This is a genomic window from Paenarthrobacter sp. 10N417 (assembly GCF_056394745.1).
The window spans coordinates 1-24,394 of record NZ_JBFTIL010000034.1 but is presented as its reverse complement, the minus strand read 5'-3'; the positions used below and the strand labels follow the sequence as shown (position 1 = coordinate 24,394).

The 24,394-nt window shown below is 60.7% G+C and carries 18 protein-coding genes and 3 pseudogenes; 10 read left to right on the top strand and 11 right to left on the bottom strand.

Features of this window, described 5'->3' with window-relative positions:
• The first annotated feature begins 533 nt into the window (after nt 1–533).
• From AC1DCM_RS25630 to AC1DCM_RS25620, 3 genes are read left to right on the top strand one after another with little or no spacing between them, the layout of a single operon-like run.
• Nucleotides 534–701 carry a hypothetical protein gene (locus tag AC1DCM_RS25630; protein ID WP_477520187.1) on the top strand — a complete coding sequence of 56 codons (168 nt, stop codon included), beginning with the start codon at nt 534–536 and terminating at the stop codon, nt 699–701.
• A 23-nt stretch (nt 702–724) separates the two neighbouring features.
• Nucleotides 725–1,126: a hypothetical protein gene (locus AC1DCM_RS25625; protein ID WP_477520186.1), complete on the top strand. Its 402-nt coding sequence runs from the start codon at nt 725–727 to the stop codon at nt 1,124–1,126.
• A gap of 9 nt (nt 1,127–1,135) precedes the next feature.
• Complete coding sequence (locus AC1DCM_RS25620; protein WP_477520188.1) at nt 1,136–1,456, top strand: cytochrome P450; 321 nt, start codon at nt 1,136–1,138, stop codon at nt 1,454–1,456.
• Nucleotides 1,457–1,727: 271 nt separating this feature from the next.
• Here AC1DCM_RS25620 and AC1DCM_RS25615 read toward each other — a convergent pair.
• A pseudogene (locus AC1DCM_RS25615) lies at nt 1,728–2,013 on the bottom strand (DDE-type integrase/transposase/recombinase); the annotation flags it as partial.
• A gap of 313 nt (nt 2,014–2,326) precedes the next feature.
• Between AC1DCM_RS25615 and AC1DCM_RS25610 the strand changes: the two are divergent.
• A complete protein-coding gene (locus AC1DCM_RS25610; protein ID WP_477520185.1) occupies nt 2,327–3,070 on the top strand; it encodes an SDR family NAD(P)-dependent oxidoreductase in 744 nt (247 codons plus the stop codon).
• A 773-nt stretch (nt 3,071–3,843) separates the two neighbouring features.
• A complete protein-coding gene (locus AC1DCM_RS25605; RefSeq protein ID WP_477520184.1) occupies nt 3,844–4,191 on the top strand; it encodes a ferredoxin-thioredoxin reductase catalytic domain-containing protein in 348 nt (115 codons plus the stop codon).
• On the opposite strand, the gene AC1DCM_RS25600 is transcribed toward AC1DCM_RS25605, so the two are convergent.
• A complete protein-coding gene (locus AC1DCM_RS25600; RefSeq protein WP_477520183.1) occupies nt 4,080–6,053 on the bottom strand; it encodes an MFS transporter in 1,974 nt (657 codons plus the stop codon). The genes AC1DCM_RS25605 and AC1DCM_RS25600 overlap by 112 nt on opposite strands.
• Nucleotides 6,054–6,526: 473 nt before the next feature.
• Between AC1DCM_RS25600 and AC1DCM_RS25595 the strand changes: the two genes are divergently transcribed.
• Nucleotides 6,527–7,513: an aldo/keto reductase gene (locus tag AC1DCM_RS25595; RefSeq protein ID WP_477520182.1), complete on the top strand. Its 987-nt coding sequence runs from the start codon at nt 6,527–6,529 to the stop codon at nt 7,511–7,513.
• A gap of 1,186 nt (nt 7,514–8,699) precedes the next feature.
• Nucleotides 8,700–9,518: an SDR family NAD(P)-dependent oxidoreductase gene (locus tag AC1DCM_RS25590; RefSeq protein ID WP_477520181.1), complete on the top strand. Its 819-nt coding sequence runs from the start codon at nt 8,700–8,702 to the stop codon at nt 9,516–9,518.
• Nucleotides 9,519–9,843: 325 nt separating this feature from the next.
• On the opposite strand, the gene AC1DCM_RS25585 is transcribed toward AC1DCM_RS25590, so the two are convergent.
• The 8 genes and pseudogenes from AC1DCM_RS25585 to AC1DCM_RS25550 all read right to left on the bottom strand — a co-directional run.
• Nucleotides 9,844–10,053: a dodecin gene (locus AC1DCM_RS25585; RefSeq protein ID WP_477520180.1), complete on the bottom strand. Its 210-nt coding sequence runs from the start codon at nt 10,051–10,053 to the stop codon at nt 9,844–9,846.
• Nucleotides 10,054–10,219: 166 nt separating this feature from the next.
• Nucleotides 10,220–12,028: an ABC transporter ATP-binding protein gene (locus tag AC1DCM_RS25580; protein ID WP_477520179.1), complete on the bottom strand. Its 1,809-nt coding sequence runs from the start codon at nt 12,026–12,028 to the stop codon at nt 10,220–10,222.
• Nucleotides 12,028–12,927: an ABC transporter permease gene (locus AC1DCM_RS25575; protein ID WP_477520178.1), complete on the bottom strand. Its 900-nt coding sequence runs from the start codon at nt 12,925–12,927 to the stop codon at nt 12,028–12,030. Before AC1DCM_RS25575 ends, AC1DCM_RS25580 begins: the two co-directional genes overlap by 1 nt.
• Nucleotides 12,927–13,967 (bottom strand): ABC transporter permease, encoded by a 1,041-nt coding sequence (locus AC1DCM_RS25570; RefSeq protein ID WP_477520177.1) that lies wholly within the window; start codon nt 13,965–13,967, stop codon nt 12,927–12,929. The genes AC1DCM_RS25575 and AC1DCM_RS25570 overlap by 1 nt, the downstream gene beginning before the upstream one ends.
• Nucleotides 13,964–15,328 (bottom strand): ABC transporter substrate-binding protein, encoded by a 1,365-nt coding sequence (locus AC1DCM_RS25565; RefSeq protein WP_477520176.1) that lies wholly within the window; start codon nt 15,326–15,328, stop codon nt 13,964–13,966. Before AC1DCM_RS25565 ends, AC1DCM_RS25570 begins: the two co-directional genes overlap by 4 nt.
• Nucleotides 15,329–15,650: 322 nt before the next feature.
• Nucleotides 15,651–17,042 carry an NtaA/DmoA family FMN-dependent monooxygenase gene (locus AC1DCM_RS25560; protein WP_477520175.1) on the bottom strand — a complete coding sequence of 464 codons (1,392 nt, stop codon included), beginning with the start codon at nt 17,040–17,042 and terminating at the stop codon, nt 15,651–15,653.
• A 273-nt stretch (nt 17,043–17,315) separates the two neighbouring features.
• The gene (locus AC1DCM_RS25555) at nt 17,316–18,287 is read right to left on the bottom strand and encodes an AraC family transcriptional regulator (protein WP_477520174.1); all 972 of its coding nucleotides are present in this window, start codon (nt 18,285–18,287) and stop codon (nt 17,316–17,318) included.
• A 357-nt stretch (nt 18,288–18,644) separates the two neighbouring features.
• Nucleotides 18,645–19,309 (bottom strand): annotated as a pseudogene (locus tag AC1DCM_RS25550) (IS110 family transposase); the annotation flags it as partial.
• Between the two features lie 1,294 nt (nt 19,310–20,603).
• Here AC1DCM_RS25550 and AC1DCM_RS25545 point away from each other — a divergent pair.
• Together AC1DCM_RS25545 and AC1DCM_RS25540 are read left to right on the top strand one after the other, a co-directional pair.
• A complete protein-coding gene (locus AC1DCM_RS25545; RefSeq protein WP_477520173.1) occupies nt 20,604–21,347 on the top strand; it encodes an NADPH-dependent F420 reductase in 744 nt (247 codons plus the stop codon).
• 673 nt (nt 21,348–22,020) lie between these two features.
• Nucleotides 22,021–22,932 carry an SMP-30/gluconolactonase/LRE family protein gene (locus AC1DCM_RS25540; RefSeq protein WP_477520172.1) on the top strand — a complete coding sequence of 304 codons (912 nt, stop codon included), beginning with the start codon at nt 22,021–22,023 and terminating at the stop codon, nt 22,930–22,932.
• A gap of 456 nt (nt 22,933–23,388) precedes the next feature.
• On the opposite strand, the pseudogene AC1DCM_RS25535 reads toward AC1DCM_RS25540, so the two are convergent.
• A pseudogene (locus tag AC1DCM_RS25535) lies at nt 23,389–23,817 on the bottom strand (MFS transporter); the annotation flags it as partial.
• A 277-nt stretch (nt 23,818–24,094) separates the two neighbouring features.
• On the opposite strand from AC1DCM_RS25535, the gene AC1DCM_RS25530 reads away from it, so the two are divergent.
• Nucleotides 24,095–24,394, top strand: a 300-nt coding sequence (locus AC1DCM_RS25530; RefSeq protein WP_477520171.1) for a helix-turn-helix domain-containing protein, incomplete at its 3' end; no start/stop codon positions are given.

Below are 24,394 nucleotides of genomic sequence, written 5' to 3'. Positions count from 1 at the left end.
GGGAACGACCCTCTACGACCTACTCGAATTCGGCTCGTATTCCGCGGTTGCGGTGCTTGCCCTGATAATGGCCGCCGTTTCGCTAGTCGGGCTCGGTCTTGCCTTCCTGCTAGGCGGCCGGGGCGCCCTGAAAGGCCTCTAGAGGGAGACTGAGTATTAATCCGATGGAAATCCCAAAGAAAAGGGGACTTCACAATGGAGTGGAACGAGATCGACAACGGGCTCGTGGATCCGAAATTCTACCGCGGAACGGGGTATCGTGCGGCGTTCACGAAACTTCGGGATGAGGTCCGGTCCGGTGGGTTCGGGACGAACGCTATGGCAAGCAACATTGGGCGATCACGCGACATGCGGATATCAGCGAGGTTCTCAAGAACGCACCAGACTTCAGCTCTCGTTGGCATAGCCGAGTACCACTCACATCGAAACGGCTGACCCCCGAGGAGCGACACGAAGCGGGGATCGACGTCCGCATCACGGAACTGGCCCCCATTCATGACCTGTACCGGCGTCCGATCAACAAACACTTCACCGTGGGACAGACCGAGAAGTTGCGCGACGACGTCGAGAGGATCGTGGACGACATCATCGATGCCGTCGCGGAAAAGCGCGAGTGCGATCTCGTCGAGGATATCGCCGCGGTGCTGCCTACGAGGATCACCCTGGAGCTGATCGGCGTGCCTAGGGAGGACTGGGACTAGGTGACTGAGGCATCAGGCAGTTCATGTCGTCCGGCGCCCCACGCTGGATGATCGACAATGATCCTGTCAAGACTGCTGAGCACGGTCATCGGAAGCTCTTGGACTATTGGACGAAGCTAGCGCTGGATCGCCGCCAGAATCCGAAGGACGACTTCGCCACCATCATTGGTGAGCTCGAGATCGATGGTGACAGGCTGAGCATTCACGAGACGAAGAGATGGTCTGTCGCACTCATCGGCGGCTGCTTGGAGACTTCCCGTAACGCCATGGCGGTCGGAATGTGGGAGCTGATGCGGCAGTCCGAGCAGCGCGAGATGCTTCGGAACGATCCGAGCGTGACGCGTAATGCAGTCGAAGAGGTGCTGCGTTGGGTCACGCCGACTAAGAACAAATTGTGGATTGCGACCCGGCATTTTGAGTTCTGAGGAAAGCAGATCAAGCGCGGAGATTGGGTTGTCTGTTACCGGGTGTCAGGTAACAGGGACGACCGAGTGTACGAGAATCCCCAGGCTTTCGACATCCGGCGCAAAGATACGCCGCACCTTGCCCTCGGCGCTGGGCCGCATCTGTGTCTCGGCCGTCCGTTGGCACGCATGGAAATCGGAACACTCATTCCACGAGTATTGGAGGCGTTTCCGGACATGCACGTCACTGTGGACGATCCGGCCTGGCTTCCCGGCACCAGTGTTACGGGATTCTCTGAACTGCCCGTCAAGTACACGCCAAGGCGTGTGCGCACACACGCCTTGGCCTGAGGAGGACATACGCGGCCAGCATCAACTTCCGAATTTCGAGCGATAACGTCAGGAAGGTAGATGCCGAAGACGGGCAGTCCGTCATGCGGGCCGCGGTGGCCGCAGACGTACCCGGCATCATCGGCGAATGTGGGGGCGATCTGTCGCGTGCCACCTGCCATGTCCAAGTCGCCGCGGAGTGGTGGGACCAGTTGATGCCACCCTCTGGAGATGAAGAGGATCTGCTGGATGTGGTAGACCCGCGTACCTATCACACTAGGCTCAGCTGCCAGAGCTCCCTGCGCAGGGTCCGGTGCCAGCGTTCGATCTTCCCGGTGCTCCTGGGCGGGTACGGCTGCTTGCCATTGTCCGTGAGCACCTCAGCCGGCAACCTGGTGGACCCGCTTGTCCTGCACGAACGCGTCGGCCACCGCGCTGCCGGAACGCGCCGCGAGCACCTCGGCGATGACGACGAAGCGGGAGTGGTCATCGATCCCTGTGTGCATCTTGCACTCGCGCCCGTCCGCGAGGTAGATCCCGCCGACCAGGTCCAGCTGCCATAGGTGCATCGGCGCATCTTCGCCTTCCAGCCGCAGACGGATTGCCGGGACACCCCGTAGCGCTGTGCCACCTCGGCCGCCCGGTACCTCTGCTCGGCCAGCCAGTCGCCGCCCTGCTGCTGATTCGAAATCCGTCGCGACACGACGCTCTTGCGGACAGTCAGCGTGTCCGGCGCCGCTTTCTTGACATCGTATTCAAGCGTGGGTAGCGTCAGTCTTTGTCATGCGAACGAGTCGCGACCGCGATTCCTCGCGCACTAGATGGGCGCCCGCTTCGACGTGCGTCAAACTCGGAGAGGGCGGCAATCTAATGGGGCGATTGGCAGACAAGGTGGCGATCATCACCGGCGCCTCTGGTGGCGTCGGGGGGGCCCTTGTGAAGCTCTTTGCCGATGAGGGCGCGAGAGTCCTCGCAACCGGACGCAACGAAGCGCGGCTAAATGAGTTGGTGTCGGACGTTAATCGACAGTTGAACAGCGAGCGAGTGCTCGGCGTCACGCATGACATTACAAACGAAAACGACTGGGCCAGCGCCGTCGCCCAGGCAGTTGATGCCTTCGGCCGATTAGACATTCTCGTGAATAACGCGGCGATCCCCGGCCGCGCGAGCGAGGAGCCGTGGAATTTCGACGCCGAAAACGCCACGACGGTTCTGACGACCAACATCATGGGTGCAATGCTCGGCATCAGGGCGGTCATGCCCGAACTGACGAAGTCCGGCGCGGGCTCGATAGTCAACGTGTCTTCTGCTGCCGCATTCGTGGGCGGGGTCAGTGGTGGATCGGCGGCCTATGCGTCGTCGAAAGCCGCAGTAGGTGCACTCTCTCGAGAGGTTGCTCTTGGCGTTGCCAGGGACGGCGTTCGAGTCAACACGGTGTATCCCGGTCTCGTTCGCACGCCCATCCTCGAGAACTTCCCAGAAGAGAGAATCGCTCGCACGCTGTCGAAGATCCCGATGGGATTCGCTGCGGATCCCATCGACATCGCGTATGGCGTGCTTTACCTTGCCTCGGACGAATCGCGTTTTATGACGGGCGCGGACCTCGTTATCGACGGTGGACACACCGCTCAGTAGCGGGGCGGCGACCGATCCGTGCTGCAACGTCATCCGTCGCCCTTGCATACTCGCGCGGCAATCCGTGCCTCTAGAAAGGAAAATATAGGAATGTTCGGCCTGAGCCAGGACCAAGTGGACCCAATCGCTACGAGTCGCACTTTGGGGCTCGAGAACTTCACAGCAAAAGCGATGCAGTGGCACCGTACTCAGGAGTACCCGGCGGAGAACATCACCCTTTTACGATAGGCGGGGCTGCTGGGGATCTGCGCGCCCAAAGAGTTCGGGGGGGTGGAAGGCGTCCCGAACTCGATGCATTGCTGGTGCCGGATGCGATCGGAAGCGTATGCCCGACCACTGCTGCGGCCATGAACGTCTTCGACGTGGGCCCCTGAGCATCATCACGAAGCACGGAAGCACGGAAGTCTTGACGATCTTCAACACCAGGGCCTCCTGCAGAGCGGCACGCGCGTAGTCGCGATACCAGCCGGCCAGCTCAACCAGCTCGGTCAGGATCCGGGACTTCCGGCACGATCGGCGTTCTTGTAGGCGAGGGCTTTCGTCTTTGTCACAGCTTGCCGTTCGGCCATCGTTAGTTCCATGAAAACGGGCATAACCAACATGCGCCGCCCGAGCCGTCCAGGGGCCTAAATAGATGCAACGTAATGCTCAATTAGCTCGTCAAAAGTCAGGGTGTCAAACTGGCCGAGGGTTCGGACGCTCTCGCCGAGTCCGATCATTAAGGCAGTCGCTGTTGCTGCGAAGCGGCGATCGGTTGAGTAATCACCAATGATATGCGAAATCGCGGCCAGGTACCGTTCACAAGTGTCTGCCCGACAGACGCGGGGTCCGGGGAGTCGCGCACTGCGACGGAAGTGTTGGCCCAGTGCTCCTGCATGCCGCGTTCGCGGCGGATGAGCACCCGAAACTCCGGCTTCTGCGGCTATTTCACGCACTCTGACGGCACGTTATCCGCGTTCACAGAAAAGGTGCGATGCCGAGCGGAGGACTGCGTCGCGGCTCGGGCCGCTCACGCTTCCACCGGGTCTTCCGAGCTTTGCTCGACAGCGGGCGCGGTGAAGTCCAGGGTGACCGAACGGTTGTCCACCGCGAGCTTTTGTGCCATCGCCTGCTCCGTCTGAGGTTCTAGCAGGGTCACGAGGTAGCGGCCCGCGGGGGGCAGCGGAAAGGCGTAGCCGCCGTCTTCGTCCGTCCAGGTGGTGGCGATATAGCCACCGCTGGCTTCGAGCAGGGTCACCACCGCTCCGGCGATCTCGTGACCGCCCGCGCTGGCTGTGCCGCTGATCATTAGCCGGTTCCGTAGCTGGAAGTTGTGCTCCAGGGTGCGGCCGTCGAATGCGAAGACCTCGGCCATCGGCGTCCAGCCAGCCGTGTTGGCTACCATAAGGTATTTTCCAGCACCACCAGGCAGGGCCACGGAATAGTTTCCCTCTGCATCCACGCGGCTCCAGTCCACAGGCTCCCCGCCAGGGTGGAGGACCGTAACTACGGCTGGGGTAAGGGGTGTCCTGTCGGGGGCCAGGACACGCCCTCGGACGACGAGCTCACCAGGAGCGCCAACAGGGACGGAAGGCCCCTGGGGCACAGCAGCATGTGGGATGAAGACCGCCGCCAGCATGGAGGCGGCCGAGGCAAGGGCGGCCATCAAGAACATGTCCTTGAAGGCATCCAAGGCGGGGAACCGACCAGCTCCGATCGTCATGGTGACCGAGGTGAGAACTGCGGCAATCGCAGCGCTGGAGGTCGAGGTACCGATAGACCGGACCAGGCTGTTCAACCCGTTCGCGGAGGCAGTTTCGGTGATGGGCACCGCAGCCATGATCAGGGTTGGCATGGCAGCAAAGGCGATAACCGTGCCCACACTGACCACCGTTGAACCGATGATCACCCAAGCTATGGAATCGTAGAAAAAGACGCGGCCCACATAGCCCACAATCATGACGACTGCCCCGGACATCAGCGCAGTCTTCCCGCCGAAGAGCCGGATGATCCGCCCCGAAATGGGTGCGAACAATACCATTGCAAGCCCGGACGGGACCATGCACAAGCCAGCGCTGATTACGCTCAACTCCAACCCGTAACCGGTGGAGGCCGGCAGCTGCAGCTGCTGCGTGGAGAGGAGCATGTTGGCGAATCCGGCGAACCCGATGAGCAAGGACGCCACGTTGGTCATCAACACCGGGGGGCGAAGAGAGGTCCGCAGGTCCACCATCGGCTTGCTGACTTTACGTTCATAGGGAACCCAAACGGAAAAAAGTATTGCGGCAGCGGTGAATAGCAGGAGAACCGGCTCCGAGCCCCAGCCCCAGGAACCGCCCTTTGACGCGGCCAACAACATGGCGGCCAAAGCCGCGGACAATAACAACGCGCCAACAAAGTCAAATCGGCCCGGCGTGCGGACCCTGGACTCAGGGACCACCAGGACCACGGCAAAGAACAGCAGCGCTCCGGTGCCGGCGCTCACCCAGAATATGGATGCCCAACCGAGACTCTCGTATAGGACCCCAGCAAGGGGCAGACCCAGGGCACAGCCGATTCCCATAGTTGCGCTCATCAACGCGATTGCCGTACCCATCTTCTCCTTAGGCAGCTCATCGCGCAGGATGCTTATGCCTACAGGAATCAGGGCCGTGGCGAACCCTTGGAGAATCCGCCCGATGATCAGCCATACAAACGAACCGCCTATGGCCGCCAACACCGAACCGGACACCATGATGGCCAGGCACACCCCCATCATCTTGCGTTTGCCGTACATATCCGCGGTACGCCCGAGAATGGGGGTTGCTACGGCGCTGGCGAGCAGGGTGGATGTCACCAGCCAGGAAGCGTCATCTGCAGTGATGCCCAGGATTCCGGTGAAATCTGGAAGGAGTGGAATCACCAAAGTTTGCATCAGCGCAACGACGGTGCCACTGAGGGCAAGGACTGTCGTGATGGATGAGGGGGATGGGTGTCTCGGTGTCAAGGCGGTGGGGTGCGGCATCTGTCGCTTTCGACTGTGGCAGGTTCTACCATCGGCGGTGAACGTGCGTTTTCTTTCTCCAGAGGATCATGATTTACCCGTAAGAATCAAGGTTTTTTGCTGTTCGTTCACGGCTTCTGCCCAGCCTGCGCGGATCACTTGTGAACGTACGAGGCTGCCATGTTCAGAAGGAGCCGCAGCTTGGGCTATGCCCGACTCCTCCGCACTTTGGATTGCGGCATACGCCAATGACCCGCGTCAAATGTTTGAAGCATCCGGGGGGCTCGAGGTATAGGTCACGCCCCAGGACGGCCGGCGGCCTCCGCCACCGGATGGCCATAAACAACATTTCCCGACTACCTCTACCCGGAATACAAAGGTGCCTTCACCTCCCTTCTAAAGGCTTTGTTCCAAAAGGCCGACTCAGCGTCAGTTGACCTCAGGTCTTATCCGAACCGTTGCGCCAAACCATGGAGGTCTGGCACACTCGTATTGTGAATACGAAACCATGGGGAAGCCAGGGTCTTGAGGCCAGCGTCGAGGGACTCGGCGCAATGGGCATGTCCGCTGCTTACGGGCGGCGTGACGATGCGGAGTCGGCTGCGACGCTACACCGGGCGCTCGATCTCGGCGTCAGCCTAATCGATACCGCCGAGATGTACGGGCCATTCCTCAATGAGCGGCTGATCGGTGAAACAATCGGCAGCCGCAGCGATGAGTACGTCCTTGCGACCAAGACCGGTTTTGAGATCAGCGATGACGGGAAGCGCGTCGGGCCGAACGGTTCGCCGGCATATCTACGCAAGGCGCTCGAGCGTTCGCTGCGTAACCTTGGCCGCGAGACCATCGACTTGTACTACATCCACCGGGTCGATCCGAGCATACCGATCGAGGAGACATTCGGCACGATGGGGGAGTTCGTCGAAGAGGGCAAAGTCCGCTACCTCGGGATCTCGGAGGCATCCCCAGAGACGATCCGACGCGCGCACGCGACTTATCCACTAACGGCCGTCCAGACCGAGTATTCGCTGTTCGAACGGGCCCCTGAGGTCAACGGTGTCCTTGACACTACCCGCGAGCTCGGCATCGAGTTCGTGGCGTACTCGCCGCTTGGCCGTGGTGTCCTGACCGGTGCGATCTCCTCGTGGGACGACTTGGAGGAGGGCGATTTCCGTCGTGTCAGCCCACGCTTTGTCGACGGCAACCTAGCGGCCAACCTGAAGGTCGTCGAGAAGCTGCGCGCGATGGCCGCGCGGAAGGGCATCACTCCGGGGCAGTTGGCTTTGGCATGGGTGTTGCAGCAGGAGGATGTCGTCGCGATCCCCGGTACCAAGCGTCGTACGTACCTGGAGGAGAACGTGGCCGCCGCCGAAGTCGTACTGACAGCCGACGACTTCTCGGTCCTCGACGAGATATTCCCCGTCGGAGTAGCCGCAGGAGAACGCTATCCGGATTACGCCCTCAAGGGCCTGACGATCTAGCTAGGGCGTGCGGATCGCAATCGTCTCGGCGTCCTCGTCCTAAACTACCCAGACCGAAATCGGACCCTACCTCGACCGATAAACTAACGGCCCTGTTACACAAACAACTTGACAGGTTCAAAACCATCAGCTGACCTGCGGAAATGCTGAATACGCCAAGAGCCGGGAGTTCTGGCAGCCACTTCTACTCCCCTTATGTAGAACGCCGTAATGAAGCTTTCGTCAAGCTCTAGACCACGGCGGGGAAGAGGTCGCCATTTACTAGTAAGGCGGTGGGGCCTGTAAAAATGGGGCTATGGACAAACTGGGGGCGGGGATGCGTATTGACAGGATTCCGTCTTGGAGGTTCGCGTGGCGTTGATCGACAGCGAGCCCGAGATTTTGGCGACGATTCGAGCTCCGGGACTCCCTGACTTTGAGCCAGATACATCAGCTCCTGCAGGCAGCCTTCGGGTAGGAGGACGCCCACTTGCACCGGTTTCTAACCGCCAACCCCTTCGCTCCGCTGCGGCCGCTCGACGGCGAATTCCTGGAAGTCCCGCAGTGGCTTCCAGGGCAGCAGTGTGAAGAGCTGGACGACAGGCCTGAGGAGGACTGCTCCCTGGCCAGCTCCTCGCACTGGGCCCTGGCGGAGGTTTCTACGAATACGACTTCGGTGACAGCTGGGTTCACGGGCTTGAGCTGGTGTCCCGCCGGCCCGCGGACGACGTTACTCCGCCGGCCCCGCTGATCGATGGAGCCCGGCGCGGCCCACGGAGACTCCGGAGGTTTTCCCCGGTTACGAGGAGATCATGGATGCCTGGCCGACCCGTCGCATCCCGGCCACGCAGAACACGCAGCATGGGTGGCTGACATGACCGTTCCGTTGAGCCCTTTGATCCCGCCTTCCTGGACATTGCTGCAGTGAACCAAGCGCTGGCTAGCAGTTCTGACGTTCCGTCTGCGGCAGGAAAAAATGCAGAACGATAGGCGCCGTCGATGAAGGAGGAGTTGTGCTCAATCGGCTGCATCAGTAAACCTTCTCGATGGTGTTGCCGGCAAGCTTGTTCTCGAGCAATCCCTTGACTCTCCTTCGAGTTCTACTCATGATCCGCGTCACGCTCACGACCGCTGACGCAGTTCCCGAACTCGACAAATTGGCTTGAATCCCTGCGTCTTTGGAATCGTAGTCAAGAATGATGCAAGAATGCTAAGGGTAGATGGAGACGACTCCAAGACGGGTCCGGACGAAAGGTCAATTGTGGCGTATGAGCTTGAAGGAACGGTTGCACTCATCACGGGCGCCAGTAGCGGGATCGGGGCGGCAACGGCAAGACGCCTTGCGCGGGAGGGAGCGCAGGTGGCGCTGGTGGCCAGGCGGCGTGAACGTCTTGAGCAGTTGGCACAAATTATCAGGGGTGAGGGTGGTCGGGCCCACGCAATTACTGCTGACATAACATCCCGGGCTGGCGCAGAGTCCGCTGTCGAGCAGGTCGTTGCCACGTACGGTCGGCTCGATATCGTCATCAACAATGCCGGGGCAATGCTTATCGGCCCCTTCGCAGACGCACCGGAGGGTGAATGGGAGCGAATGATCGATGTGAATGTTCTTGGTCTCCTGTACGTCTCGAAGGCCGCTTTGCCGCATTTGATCAAGGCGGCGGCCGAGGAACCGCGACATACGTCGGATTTAGTCAACATCAGCTCCTCGGCCGGCAGGGTCGCCCATGCAGGCGCCGCTGTATACAACTTGACCAAATTTGGTGTGAATGGTTTCAGCGAGGCACTTCGCCAAGAGATGCGGCCCCTGCGAGTAAGGGTCAGTGTTATCGAACCGGGCAATGTTGACACAGAGCTTGCCTCGCACACCCGGCAGGGGTTGCGTACAGGAGTGCAGTCCCAATTATCTTCCATCGAAAGGCTCCAACCCGAGGACATTGCTGATGCCGTCGCCTATGTGGTCACCAGCAAACGTCGAGTCGCTGTCAATGAAGTCTTCGTGCGTGCCGCCGACCAAACCTGGTAAGCGAATCCCGACCTGAACTAGGAGATTAATCGTGTCTCCTAGGCGGCGCGTTTCGTCAACGTGCTGGGACTACGGCAAGCGGCTTGAGAGTATGGAAATGCATGGAAAAGTTTGCGGCTGCGAACCTCAATGATGGGGACCTACTTCTGGTGGTCCGCTTGGAGCTCGTCGACAGTGTGCCTGCTCTTTGGTGCCACCTTGAGATACACGTTTCCCTGGCCCTGAACCAGATACATGCAGAAACGCAATCTCGCTATTGCGCTGGGCCCGGGGTGTGGCTGGCGCCGCTGGCTGCTTTTGCCCAGCAGCCAACGGCGACCTTGGCTCAGCGCTCTAGCCGGAACCCAAGCTTTATTGTCACCTGCCCGTCCGCGACCTCGCCATCCTTCAAGTGCCCGCGGATCTCTTTGACCTCGAACCAATCAAGGTTCCGCAAACTCTTGGAAGCCTCATTTAACCCACTGCGAACTGCTGCATCGACACTGTCTCGGGACGTGCCAACAATTTCGGAAATGCTGTACGAGTGACTAGACATCAAGGCTCCTTTGACTTCTTCGATGCCCGGCTCTCGGGTGGTTGGAGGGACGCCGCGGACCTCCGTTGGGAATGGCGACGACGGTTGTCACTTGTGCCGCGCCATGCGAGTCAGGTCTCCCTTTCTGTGTTGGTGCCTGGCTGCTGTTTGCCGCGTCCCAGCCTTTCTAAACGGTCAATCGCATTTCAGGGACGGCGTCGTAGAGGGCTTGGGTGTAGGGGTGTGTCGGGTTTGTGAAGAGTTTCGCGGTTTCGCCGTGTTCGACGACGTGTCCGTCTTTCATGACGATTGCGCGGTTGGCGAGGTTTCGTACGACTCCGAGGTTGTGGGTGATGAACAGGAGCGAAACGCCGTCCTGGCGCAGGTTGTCGAGGAGGTTGACGATTGTGGCCTGCACGGAGACGTCAAGTGCTGAGGTGACTTCGTCGCAGATGATGATGCTGGGGCGGGCGGCGAGGGCTCGTGCGATTGCGACGCGTTGTTTTTCTCCGCCGGAGAGTTCGCTGGGGTATTTTCCGAGGACCTCGGATGAGAGTTGTACTCGTTCGAGTAGTTCGGTGAGTTCGCCGGTTGTGGCGCGTGTACCGCCGAGCATTTCCAGGGGACGGCTGATGATGGTTCGGATGGTGTGTGAGGGGTTGAGTGAGCGGTCGGGGTTCTGGAAGACGATTTGCACCTGCTGGAGTTGTTCTCGGGTGCGGTATTTTGCCTGTTTGGGAAGGGGCGTTCCGCGGAAGAGTACCTGCCCGTCCGAGGGCGGGTGCAGACCGGCGATGCACCGGCCGGTGGTGGATTTCCCGCTGCCTGATTCTCCGACGATTGCCACGCATTCGGCTTTGCCGATGCTGAAACTGACGTCGTCAACCGCGATGTTCTGGCGGGATCCGCCCCCGTATTTGGCGATGAGGTTGCGAACCCCGAGTTCGGGCACCCCGATGTCGGGGCGGTCCATCTCCTCACGGTTTCTCACTTCTACCCGAATGGAGTGGGGGTGGAAGCATCGAATGTATCCGTCGCCGTGGGCGGGGGCAGCTGCAGGAAAGTGTTCGCCGCACAGTTCCGTCGCGGCCGGGCAGCGGGTGCGGAAGAAGCATCCGCTCGGGCGCTCGCCCGGCTGCGCAGCTGTGCCTGGGATACCCTTGATGACGCGGCGAGTGATGACGCTGGGCACCGAATTCAATAGTTCGGCGGTATAGGGGTGGGTGGGATCGCGGAAGATCTGAGTGCAGGAGCCTACTTCGACGAGTCGCCCGGAGTACATGACGCCGACCCGGTGTGCGATCTCTTGGACCACCGCGAGGTCGTGGGTGACGTAAACGAAAGCGGATTCGCGTCGCGCGGCGAGTTGGGCGACGAGTTCGATGATCTTTTTCTGGGAAGTGGCGTCGAGCGCGGTCGTTGGTTCGTCGAGCACGATCACGCTGGGTCGTCCCACCAAAGCCATCGCGATCAGGATCCGCTGCTGCTGGCCTCCGGAAAGCTCGAACGGGTAGCGGTTGATGAAGCTTTCATCGGCGGGGAGTTCCACGTCGCGAATCGCTTCGATGCATCTGGCACGCGCCTCGTCTGCGCTGCCGCCGTGCACGGTGAGTGTTTCGACCATTTGCGAGATGATTGTGCGGCGCGGGCTGAGGCCCTTGCTGGGGTCTTGTGGCACGTAGCTGATCCGTGAACCGCGAACGGTCCGCAGGCGCTGGGGGTCGAGGGTGGGCATATCGATGTTGCCGACTCGGATTTCGCCGGCGCTGATCCTGGCACCAGCGCGTGCGAAGCCGAGAAGCCCCATGGCAACACTGGACTTACCGCAGCCTGATTCTCCGACGAGTGCGAAGATTTCACCTCGCGAGACCTCGAAGCTGATCTGATCGACGATCTCGATGCCGTGATCGGTCTCGATGCGAAGGTCACGCACCTGCAGAACGGGGTTTTCCTCAGTGTTCACCGGGCATAGTGGTAGGGATGCGTGAGCGCTCATTATCGGGTCCTTCCGCCCACGGAACGGGCGATTGAATCGGAAACTGTGGTGACGGATACGGTGAAGAGCGCGATGGCTATTGCCGGCACCACTACTGCGATGGGCTGAGTAAGGAGGCCGATCCGGTTTTCGTTGATCATGAGGCCCCAGTCCGCTGCCGGAGGCGATTGGCCGACACCGAGGAAACTGAGTCCTGCGTAGATGAGGGCTGCATAGCCCACCCGGGCACCGAAATCGGCGGCCAGTACGGAGCGGGTGTTCGGCAATATCTCCCGTACCGCGATAGCGAGTCGGCTCTCGCCGCGTGCCAGCGCAGCTTCGACGTAATCAGTCGAGGCCGCATCCAGGGTCGCCGCGCGTGCCACCCGGATCGCGCCGGGCACGAGCACGACCGTCAATGCGACAAGCGACGGCCCGGGGCCGGTACCAAGGCTGGCCAGGACGAGCAACGCGAGGATCAGGGATGGCAACGACAGCACGACATCGACGATCCACGTTATGACGAGATCGACTCTGCCGCCGATGGAACCGGCGAGGGTGCCGACCAGGCCTCCAACCACCAACGAGATAAGAGGAGCCAGCAAGGACAGCATGATCAGGGTGGCTCCGCCGCGCAGGAATCGGCTGAAAACATCGCGTCCGAGGTAGTCGGTGCCCAGCAGATGCGTGGAGTCCGGAGGGCCGAAAGGAACCCCCGCCACATCCGTGATGCCATACGGTGCCAGCAAGGGACCGACGATGACAACGATCAGGATCACCGCCATGCCAGCTACACCGAACCGTCCGCTCACCGTTCCGGTGGCGAGCCTGGGCACATTCCGCAACGCCCGCCATGCCTGCCGCAATGGTGTGTGACTGGTGCTGCCCGGTGTGGGCGCGTTCTTGGATAGGGTCGTCATCAGAAAGCACCTCCCCGGCGCAGTTGCGGGTTGAGCACCATCGCCACCAGATCGGCGGCCAGGTTGCTGAGAATGTACGCGGCGCTGAGCAGCATCGTGAGGCTGGCCACGGTCGTGATGTCGCGGGTGGATACTGCCTGGACGAGCATGGTTCCCACCCCCGGATAGTTGAAAACGGTCTCGATCACGACCACACCGCCAATGAGAGACCCCATCGCCAGACCGAGCACCTGCACCGAGGGTCCGAGCGAGTTCGGCAATACGTGACGGAGGAGGAGGGTGCGGGGCGGCACCCCCCGGAGCACGGCCATTTGTACGAAGTCGGACTGCAGTACATCGATGGTCGACGCCCGCACCAGGCGAGTCACCTGGCCGGCGCCGACGATCAGCATCGTGAGCACCGGAAGCACGAGGAGGTTCGGTTGCTCGAGCGCGGTCATCCTTGGGTTCAGGAGCGAAACGCTCGGCAGGATTCTGAGCCAGCTCGCGAAGATGACCACCAGGAACGTCCCGACGACGAATTCCGGCGTAGACAAGAGCCACATGGTGCCCGCGCCCACGACACGGTCGATCATCGTGTCTTTCCGCATTGCGGACCAGGTGCCCAGCGCCAACGCCACCGGGATGAGCAGGATTAACAGGCACCCTGTGAGAACCAGAGTATTCCCCAACCGCGATCCCACAAGATCCGCGACCGGCTGATGAGTTACCATCGAAACTCCTAGATCCCCGTGGAGCAGCCCCGTGAGCCACGCCCAGTAGCGCACGACGACAGGCTGGTCCAATCCCGCAGCCTGTAAGGCGGCCTTAAGCGCGGCCGGATCGCCCGCGTTAACCCCCAAAGCAACCTCCGCCGCGTTCCCCGGCAGCAGATTCGCACCGAGAAACACCAGAGCAGACACCGCCAAGAGGGTGATCGCGCCAGTACCGATCCGCACCAGCACATAACGCACCAGCGGAGGCAAAGGCACCGGGCCGCGCCGCCGCATCCTCGTCACCGGGGGCTTGGTCGCAGGCGGTGTAGTCACCGTGGCCGTCATTTATTAACCGTCACGTCGGTGAAGTCGTAATCGCCGAACGGAAAACGCATATTGTTTTGGAGTCCGGTGACACTCTTCGAGCTGGCGGTGACGATGTTGTAGAACGCGGGAATAATGTAGGGGTCCTCGTTGTACATTTTGGTTTGAGCTTCGATGAGATGTGTCCGCTGGGCAGCGGGGTCGCTTGTCGAGATCGCCGCCTCGTACGCACTCAGGAAGTCAGAGTCCCCCCAGCTTGTTTCGCTCGTTCCGGCGTCGATCGCCTGCCAGCTCATATGACCGTTGATCTGGGCGCTGATCGACCGAGCTCCCCAGATCGTCGGTGACCACTGCCTGTCATTCTGGGGGGTTCCGTAGAACTCAGCGGCCGGCATCTGCTTAATGTTGATCGTGACTCCTGCCTTAGCTGCTGACGCGGCAAAGAGCGTGACCATTTCGTTGGTACCCGGGCCGATGTTCGACGTCGGCAACGTAAGGGTCAGGTTTTCGTAGCCGGCTTCCTTGAGCAGTTGTCGAGCACGATCGGGGTCATAGGCGCGCTGGGGCAACCTTGCGAATTTCGGATCGAACCAGCCGAACAGGTCATTTCCGATCGTTGCGTTGCCGCCGTAAGCGTTGCTCACAACCTGCTGACGATCAATCAAGAGGCCCATCGCCTCCCGCACCCTAGGGTCATCGAACGGCTTGAGGTGGGTATTCATACGGATACCCACCCACGATCCGGATGGTTCGTTGGAGACCGTGAGCCCTGCGCCTTCAAGCTGCGCGATCCCGCTGAACGGAACCCCGGAGACCGCGTCGACCTGGCCGGACAGCAGCGCGTTAACACGCGTTGTTTCATCGTTGATGGAATTAATCTCGACCGAGGCCAGCTTGGCCGCACCGCCCCAATAGTCGTCGTTGCGCACGAACGTTGACTGCTGGCCCGGCGTGAAGGACTTGAACTTGAACGGCCCGGTACCCACCGGGTGCTCAAAACTCTTCGTGCCGCTCTTGATAATCAGTTCATTGACGTCGACAAGTGTCTCGGGGTAAAGGAAGTTCGGTACCTTGAGCGGGATCTCCAGGGTCAGATCATCGATCTTCTTCAGCTTTGGCCGGTCCACGCTCGACCACACATTGCTGGCCCAGGTCACCTTCTCGACGTTATAGTTCATCGTGTAGATGACATCGTCGACAGTGAGGGGCGTGCCGTCATGCCACGTCACGCCACCCCGGAGCTTTAGCGTCCAGACTGATCCGTCCCCGTTTGGAGTGAGCGACTCAGCCAGCATGTTCTCGACGATCTTGTCGCCGGCGCCCATCCGCACCAACGGCTCGAAGATCTGCAAGTCTCGCGCGATGCTTGCTTCGGCGTCCATATGTGTGGGATCCAGGGTTTCCATTGTCCCCGTGCCGAGTACTCCAACCCGGAGTATGCCATTACTTCCAGCCGACGTGGATGTCTCCGAACCGGATGCGCCCGGGGTGCACCCCGTCAGGGCGCCCACCCCCGCGAGCACAATGACGCCCGACACGGCCACAACAGCTAAGCGACGTCGGCCAACAGAAATCTTTGTCAGTGTAGATGAACTAGTCATGATTATCTTTCAGGTTTGATTGGTGCAATGTTTCGGTGAAGCCTCTACGAGAGGTGGCTGCGAGAGATGACCGGGCGTGGTCCGAACCCCCAGCAGCCGGCCCTCACGACCGCGCCGCGAGTGGCGTCAGCGTGGTTTGCGGTTTCGCTGTCTGGGCGACTCGGTAGTCCGGGCCGTATTGGTCGCGAGCTCCGAGATGTGCGCGGAGGGTGGTGCCTTCATAGTCCCGGTGGAACAGCCCGCGATCCTGCAGGATCGGGATGACCTGGTCAACGAAGGCGTCGATGCCGTCCCGGTACACGTCGATGCATAGCCAGAATCCGTCGACGGCACCTGATTCGAACCATTCCTGCATGTGATCGGCGGCTTCGGACGCGGTTCCGACCTTCGTGGGATGCTCGGCGAAGACACCTTGGGCGAGGATGTCACGCACGCTCCACCCCTCGCTCGCGAGAGTGTGCGCTCGAATGCTGCGCGCCTGAATCCAGCCTGGCGCGTCGGGGTTCGGCGGGCGGAGTGCGCCGAGTTCTGACGGTTGCAGGACCCGGTCCAGGTCTGCCATGGTCAGCGGCACCCCAAGCAGTTCACCCAGCTGCGGCACCCACTGTGGCAGGCGGGAAGCTACGAGCGATGCACGCCGGTCAAGAGCCTCACGCTTCGTCGGGGCGATGGTGGGACTAAACCCGGCCACGTACTTCACCTCGTCGGGGTCCCGTCCCGCTTCGGACGCGTACCGGCGGATCGTTTCCCGGTAGGCCCGTGCCTGCTCGATCGAGGACGCGAGGCCGACGGCGAGATCCGCGTAACGTCCGGCGAGTGCGAAGGAGTTATCTCCCAGACCGGACTGCACGATGACGGGCTGACCCTGTTCAGAGGGTGGGATATAAAGAGGCCCCCGTGAATTCACGTACTTGCCCTCAAAGCTGATCGGCGCGACCTCACCTGGCTTGGTGTATTCCCCGGTCTCCTGGTCGTGAACCCACGCCTCGCGACCCCAACTGGCCCACAACGACTGAACCAGCTCAATACTCTCCCGGGCCCGCCCATAGCGGTCCTCACCAGACAGCACCTCGGACCCGTGGTTCGCAGCGACATCAGGATAACCGGATGCCACCGCATTCCAGGCCGCGCGCCCATGACTGATGTAATCGACGGTCTTCAGCTGCTGCGCGAGAGAATACGGGTGGTTATGCGTCGTCGATGCGCTTGCCACGAACCCGATATGCTCGGTCGCCCGCGCAAGAATAGCCATGTGGATCATAACGTCCGGTGTCATATCAGGCCCATAATGCTCAAAGTCTTCTACTTGGTGGTAAGGACCGTTAGGGAAGAAGAGGAACTGAAACTTTCCCCGCTCCGCCGCCCGGGCATACCTGATCCGTGTGTCATAGTCCAAGTACTCGACGGGGTCCACTCCTGGTGCACGCCACGAGTCAGGCTGGGTGCCGGACAAGTTGCCTAACTCCATACCAAGAATCATCTGTTTTGCTGTCATAGAAAGTCCTTTCCGCAGACGCGGCAGAGCGCTGGGCACGCGACCTAGCCACGCCAGCGGGTCATTGAGGGCCGCCGGGAATGTGAGATCCCCAGGCGACGGGAGATCTCGTAGTAGGACTGTATAGAGACATGGCCACGCAGCGTTATCGCAATGATGTCGTTTACTTTGTTCAATCGCGCCAAAAAGTTTCGATAGTTCCATCGGGCGGAACAACAGGGCGCAACAGAGCCTGTTACCGTGTCCTTGCAAATCCCATAATGCTGGTTTGACTTAGAAATCGATTTCACTGACAGCGGAGCCAGACCGGAACTCACTAGGGCTATGGCCGGTCCAGCGGCGGAAGGCATTGCTAAAGCTAGCGACTTCGCTATATCCGACCTGTCTTGCGATCTCAGAGACGGTTAGATCGGTGAAGGAGAGCAGGTCGCAACCTTCACGCATCCGCACCTCATCCCGAAGAGCGCGGAAGCTGATACTCTCCTCGCTGAGGTGGCGCTGCAAGGTCCGCGCGGGGATGGCCAACTTTGCAGATATCTGCCCGAGATTTAGACCGGCGTTGCCGGGCTGTCGGAGTAGCGCAAATACTTTGTCATGGAGCTGTACCGGGTTTGTCCAGCTCAGCCGGGACCGCTCGAGTCGCGTTACGTACTCTTGATGGACCATCTGGTTGGAACGCGGCAGAGGAGTGTCCAGCAGGCTTGTGTGCCAGACCCAACGGAGACCAGATCCGCGGCGTGATACCAGGGGCGCCTTCACAGCCTTTGTGAGGGCGACAGGCAACGGGTCAATGGGGACCTCCACTCGCTCGAAGGGGAGCGGCCCTTGCCAGATGTCGTTGTAAAGCATTACTCCGGTGATGATCTCGTTGATTATGGTGAAACGAAAAAACGCGGTCGTTGGGCCAATATGATGCGGCAGCCTGAATTCATAGCCTGTCCAGAACGGATCGATGTCAAATGCGATATAACGCCCGACTCCGTATCCCAACTTTGTACCTAAATTGCGGAAATGCCTCAAAGTCGGCGCCGTGATCATAGCCAGCCCGAACTCTCCCAACATATGGTACGTATACCGTCGGGCAGCCTCGACCCATATCTCAGGTTGTTCCGATGTTCGTGAGGCGAAGTGTTCCTGGAATACCAGTTCCTGGTTCCAGCCAATTTTTCCGCCCGGCACATCGATCACGTGCGGGGACAGGTTAGCGGCACGCAACGAAGGAGCTGGATCGAGTCCATACTCCATTAACACTTCGCACAGCTGTCGAACGTTCAGAGAGGCAACCTTGTGGGGTGATCCACTGGCAACCTGTCTTCCGGTTGAGGCCCGCTTAGGCAAGGTGCTCCGTTCCGGTGTGTTCGGTAGTTTCAGCTAAACCTCCGATGGAACGCGTTGAGGGGGAACATGCGCCGTAGTTCAGCGCCAAGCTGTCCATTACTCTCGTTTTGTGCACATCAGAGGAAACGGTGGCACGCATCAGGGGATGACGGCCGCTTCCCCCCCGGCCTACCGTAGCATCATTCTTGACTACGATTCCAGGAACGCAAGGCCTCGCTCGTCGTGCTTACGCCTGTTGTGAAGAGGACTGCCACTTTTGCCGGGGGTCGGGCGTCGGTGGTGGTCCTTGAACCGGCCGTTGAGCGCTTCGGTGAGTTCCGGGATCTTGTCGCGCGGTTTCCGTTGGCCAGCTGCGCAAGCACGGCGGGGTTGTCCTGACCATCGATGAGGGCTTGGAGCATCAATCGTCCCGAGACGCCGTTGATGTTCGAAGCCACTGACGAAAGCTTGATGCAGGCGTCCTCAAGGAGCTTCTCCAAGCGTTGTATCTCGCAGGTCCGTTCGCGGGTGATGATTGTCCGCGCACGGGTCAGGCACCGCAGTTCCCGCACCGGTGGCGGTGGCACAAATGATGCCCTCACGAGCCCGTGGGCTGCCAGATCCGCCAACCATGCGGCGTCTGAAACATCAGTTTTGCGCCCTGGCATGTTGCGGGCATCGCGGGCGTTGACCAGAACCACCTCCAGCCCGTCATCCTCGAGCAGGTAGTAGGACGGGCGCCAGTAATCGCTGGTGGCTTCCATCACCACCATGCTCACGCGCTCGTTGAGCAGATAATCGCGCAACTCCAGAATCCAGGACGTTACCGCAGCCCACGTCGTGACCGTGGTTCTCGTGGCATTGCTCGCGGAACCTTGGACCCTAAGGCAGACCTTCGCATCCTTCTTCGAAACATCGATTCCCGCGCAGCGGGGGTGGATGACTTCCACGCCCGATCACCTCCCTTGAACCGTTCTGTTGGGCAGGAAATGTCTTTGTTCCAGGGAGGGCGGGATTCAACAACAAGTTTGACATGGGTGCTCACCGCAACAGTCCACGGTCCCGCGGACAAAAGCTGTGCCCTCCACCACCAGATTGAGCGACAGGATCACAGGCACCACTAAACGGACGGGGTCAACCGAAACACACTCCCAAGTCTGCTCCGCCAACCCAACACCACGCCAGAGGCTCCCCGCGCACATATTTCCGTACCCACGGCGCGGCGAAGCCCCTGAATGACTGAACGGCCGTTACGGCACCCGGGCGGTGCAAGAGCCAGGGATTGCCTGGTTTGAAAGACGGGCAAAGAACGACTAGCCACAAACTCTCGACCACCTAAGATGTGTAAAACGAAAAACAAACAAAGCGCACTAAACGACTCAATGGGAACGCCGTGGCTATGAGCGCCGGGCAGAGAGTGGTCCGACCCAGGCTGGTATGGGCGGGAACGGCGGTGAAAGTCACTGCCTGTCCGTTCCGAGGAGCTCGACGCAGTCGCGCTCGAAGCTGTTGAGGGTGTTGGTCATCCTGCGGTGGGCTCGCGGTCAATCTGTCGAGTCGTGTCATGAGGCGTTTGTACGGTCGGCTTCGGCGATTCAGCCTCGTTGTTCGGCACCGCGGGTGAGTGCATCTGCATTAACGCGTTGCTCAACAAGGAACGGCGGTGAGCTGGTCTCGCGGTGGAAGCTTGGGCAATGCTCACAAATACTTGCGTAGGCGCAGGTGCCCTGGGCGGGTTCCCACAGGTAGAACCGTCCGGCCAGGGGGATTTCAGCGGCGGGGTGTCCTTCCGCTCTCTTCCGCCTGTGTGATACGTGTGAGAGGCAGGCTGGTCCTGCCGGTCGCTGGTGTGGGTGCTGTTGTTTGGCCAGACCAAGGGCCAGTTCGTAATCTTTACGCCCGGTGGGGCAGTCAGTCAAGGCCAGCAGCAGTACCTCAAGAATGCTCCAAGGTCGCTGGCGCAACGAACTTCCATGCGCATCCATTTGAGCGCTCAACGGCGCACCAGGCCTCCTACACATTTTGAGCGTTCAATATAGAGGAGTAAAGTGATGCGGGTCTCTTGTCAACGTTCTCTTCTCTCGGCCGCGGAAGTACGTGGCGGCCACGGCGCCACGACGGATGCGCCGCAGGTCCTGTTGTCACCGGAGGCAAGGTGGGACGGATGTAGGACCGCCAACATAATAATCGATTAGTTAATCGTGCGACGTCAGAACTTTGATGTGGCGCAACGAAGGGATTTACATGAAGATCGGAATTCTCGGGGCAGGATCCATCGGTGCTACGCTCGCTAGCAGGTTGAGCGAAGCCGGGCACAAGATCAAGGTTGCCAATTCCCGCGGTCCAGAATCCATCAACCCCGACATCGTGGCAGCAGGGGCCCGGGCGGTAGAGGCCCCCGACGTCGTCACCGACATCGACGTCCTGATCATTTCCATACCACTCATTCGAGTGCCGGAGATCAAGCCCCTCATCACAACCCTCCCTGCCGAAACGGTCATTGTCGACACCTCGAATTACTACCCTCGTCGGGATGGAGGGGTTCAGGCGCTCGAGGCGGGGCAGGTCGAAAGCCTCTGGGTCACCGAGCAATTGGGCCGTCCGGTTGCTAAAGCCTGGAACGCTATCCCTGCGGAATCCTTCGCGAAAAATGGGAAGCCGGCTGGGGATCCGGATCGCATCGCGATCCCTGTCGCCGCTGACCGTGATCGCGATAAGCAGGTAGCCATGGCTCTCGTCGAGGAGACCGGGTTTGACGCCGTTGATGCCGGTTCCCTCGCGGACTCCTGGCGGCAGCAGCCCGGATCGCCCAGCTACTGCACCAACCTGACGCGGCAGGAGATTCCAAACGCCCTTGCTGCGGCCGAAAAGGCACGGCTGCCACAGCGCCGGGACCTTGTTATTGCAGCCGTCACAGAACGTGCCGGGAGCCACCTGGCTGTCGGCGCCGATTACATGGTGCGTCTGAACCGAGTTATCTTCAGCTAAGCCGGGATCATATACTTTGACGTGCTTGGTAATACCGCCAGCGTCGACGATCCAGTACGTCCAGGGATATCTGGCTCATGGCGAGTTCGAATGTTCCCGCCATGGGCCTCTTCTTCGTACCGCCGATCACCGGCCTTGGTTCTTGTCATCAAACGAGAGCACGACATTCGAGTTGAGTCCATCCATGGCTGGTCGGATACACGAACTTCGACCGCGGCATTGGCGCCTCATTCTTCCCCTAACGGCGCACGAGTTGCCTGTCAGTATGAGTTCGAAGGAAACCTTTAACCCACGTGTTCCCCAGGTGCGAGCAGCCGACAGTGGCCCCTCAGTGGACTACCGGATCATGGCCGCGGCCCGGGCACGGGATCCCGTGAATTCGCTCACACTCCCTTGGAGCATCCTCATCACCACCACAGAGCCGTTCTTGCTCGCCGCGCAGAGCGGGGGAGCGTGCGCCCGTCGCTCGAGGCTTCGATTTTGTTCTGTCGGCTTGTTCCATTGCGTGGGTCAAAAGCAACCGGGCTGATGAGGAGTCGTTGAGTCGTCTGCGCTAGCTCTTCGCGAGCGGCTACCGCGAGCGGGCGAGGAGTGTTAACCCTTTGGACGCCGTGGGCCAGCTGGTTCTGACCCGCTGGCGTCCTGACCGCAAATTTCATCAAGGAGGAAATGCATGGATAGTTCACCAAGAGTGCTGCCCGCCGATGCCCGCCGTGTTGTGGCGAAGGGTGATCTCGGTTATCTCGAGGGCGCCCGCTGGCACAATGGGGCGCTCTGGTTCTCGGACATGAGCCGTCGAAAGATCTGTCGCCTGTCCCCTGACGGGTTGGTCGAGGATGTCGCTGATGTACCCGGCCGACCCTCGGGCCTCGGTTTTGGCCCCGACGGGGCGCCGATGGTTGTTTCGATCGAGGATGGTCGGCTGCTTCGCGTGGGAAGCAGCGGGCTGGAGGAACTCGCCGACCTCGCGCCGGTCGCGTTTCATCCGAACGATATGGCCGTGGACCGAGAGGGCCGCGCGTACATCGGTCCGCAGGGCTACCCTTTCGGAAGCGATCCTATTGGCGTGGGCTTGATCATCCGCCATCCGGACGGCCGAATCGACACCGGCGGCCAGGATCTCATATTCCCCAACGGCATCGCCATCTCAGGCGACGGGCGAACCCTCGTGGTCGCAGAGTCGTTCCGGGCACCACGGGTGAGACTCACCGCGTTCGATGTGGCGGACGACGGTGCGCTGCTGAACCAGCGTGTGTTCGCTGAGTTCGGGTCACCGGACACAGAGTCTGTGGATGGTATCGGCATCGACAGCGAGGGTGCGGTATGGGCAGCCTTCCCGTGGATCGGAGAATTTCGGCGTGTCTGTGAAGGCGGCGAGGTCACCGACATCATCCGGATTGAGCCGGACACCGTCGCATATCCCGACGGCGGTGCTTTCGCTGTCGATGCGGTATTGGGAGGACCGGAAATGCGTACACTCTACCTGCTCATCTCGGATACAAGTCCCGAGCGACTCGTTAGTGGCTTCGATGCCACGGGCCGCATCGAAGCCATCGAGGTAGAGGTCGCAGGGATCCGGGACTAACGACGCACTCCTGAATATCAGCACAATAGCCCGAGACAGCGCACCGACGCCGTGGTTCGTGGACGGCACGACTGCTCCTCGATCGCCCTCAGCGGCTTCGACGCGTTGACTGTGAAGCGGTCCGAGCCGCGCAGCAAGCCGCCACTTCCACGAGGGCTTTGAGGATATGGCCGGGTAGGCCGGCAGTAATGTGCGGCCAAAGCACCTCAGCCGAGGGCGCACAGGCAGCCCAAGCCTCGTGACATACCCCCAGCGCTCATTCGGCACCGCCACCTGACCACAGGCCGTCCTGCGCACGGCATTACGTGCCTCCCACCGCTTTCATAGGGCCTAACAGCAAGGAACAGACCCATAAAATGTTAGCTCGACGAGCGGGTAGACGTCAGTCCCGGCGGTGAAATGCCGGGGTACCGCCGCCGGTTTGCACCAGATCTCGACCATACCCGGCCCGGCCTGGCCGCCGAACGCGGGAACGGTGAGGCTAACGGAGAGGGCATCGAGCGTGGCCTTCTCTGTCTCGCCAACGTTGGTCAGGAACTTGGCACCGGTGGCGAGGGCTGCGAGGGCCACTGCGAGCACAAACACGAACATTAAGCGCCAGGCGAAGTGCTCCAGGATCAGGCCCGAAACGGTGGGCCCATGGCCGGGGCCACCGAGATGGCGATGCTGTCTGCCCATCACAGCCCTGCGCTTGGCGATCGGAACCAGCGTGAGGATGGGTCATCAACAGCGGCAGCATTGATGGCGGTTCCGCCCGCCTGGACGATGCTCGCCAGCAACAGCCATGGTCAGCATAAACCCGGCGGAGAGCCACTGGACGATGGGTGCGTCCGCCATGAGCCGCTGGAGGGCGACGCGCATGATGGTCTCGTTGAGGATCACCACAAACGTCTCCGGCGCGGCGGGCTTGGTTGCTTAGGTGCTGACAGACTGACCATTGCCGGACGGAGAGACTTCGGTTACATGGGTGTTCCCCCAGGGAGTCTGGTTGAGCGCGTTTTGGTGGATTGATTCTGGCAGCTTTGGTAGCTGGACCCTGCGCGCAGGAGCGCGATGTATTGACCATGGACGTTAGGGACACTCGGCGTGGTTAGGTGACAAGAAGAAGACCTCCGAGTGGAGTGGGGCTTGTCTAAGAGTCCGCTTCACAAGGAGGTCTTCAATGTCCCATGCTAACGCGATCTTGAATCCGAAGGGCCGGCTCCGGCTGGCTCAGTGCATTGTCGATGGGAAGTTGCCGCTGCGGCGGGCCGCTGAACGTTTCCAGGTATCGGTCACGACAGCGGCGCGGTGGGCAGCCCGCTACCGTGAGCACGGTGAGGCAGGCATGCAGGATCGTTCCAGCCGGCCGGTCAATTCCCCGCAGCGGACACCGGCGCGGCGGGAGCGGCGGATCATCGCGATCCGGGTCAACCGCCGCTGGGGACCAGCCAGGATCGGCTTTCTGCTGGGCATCCACCCC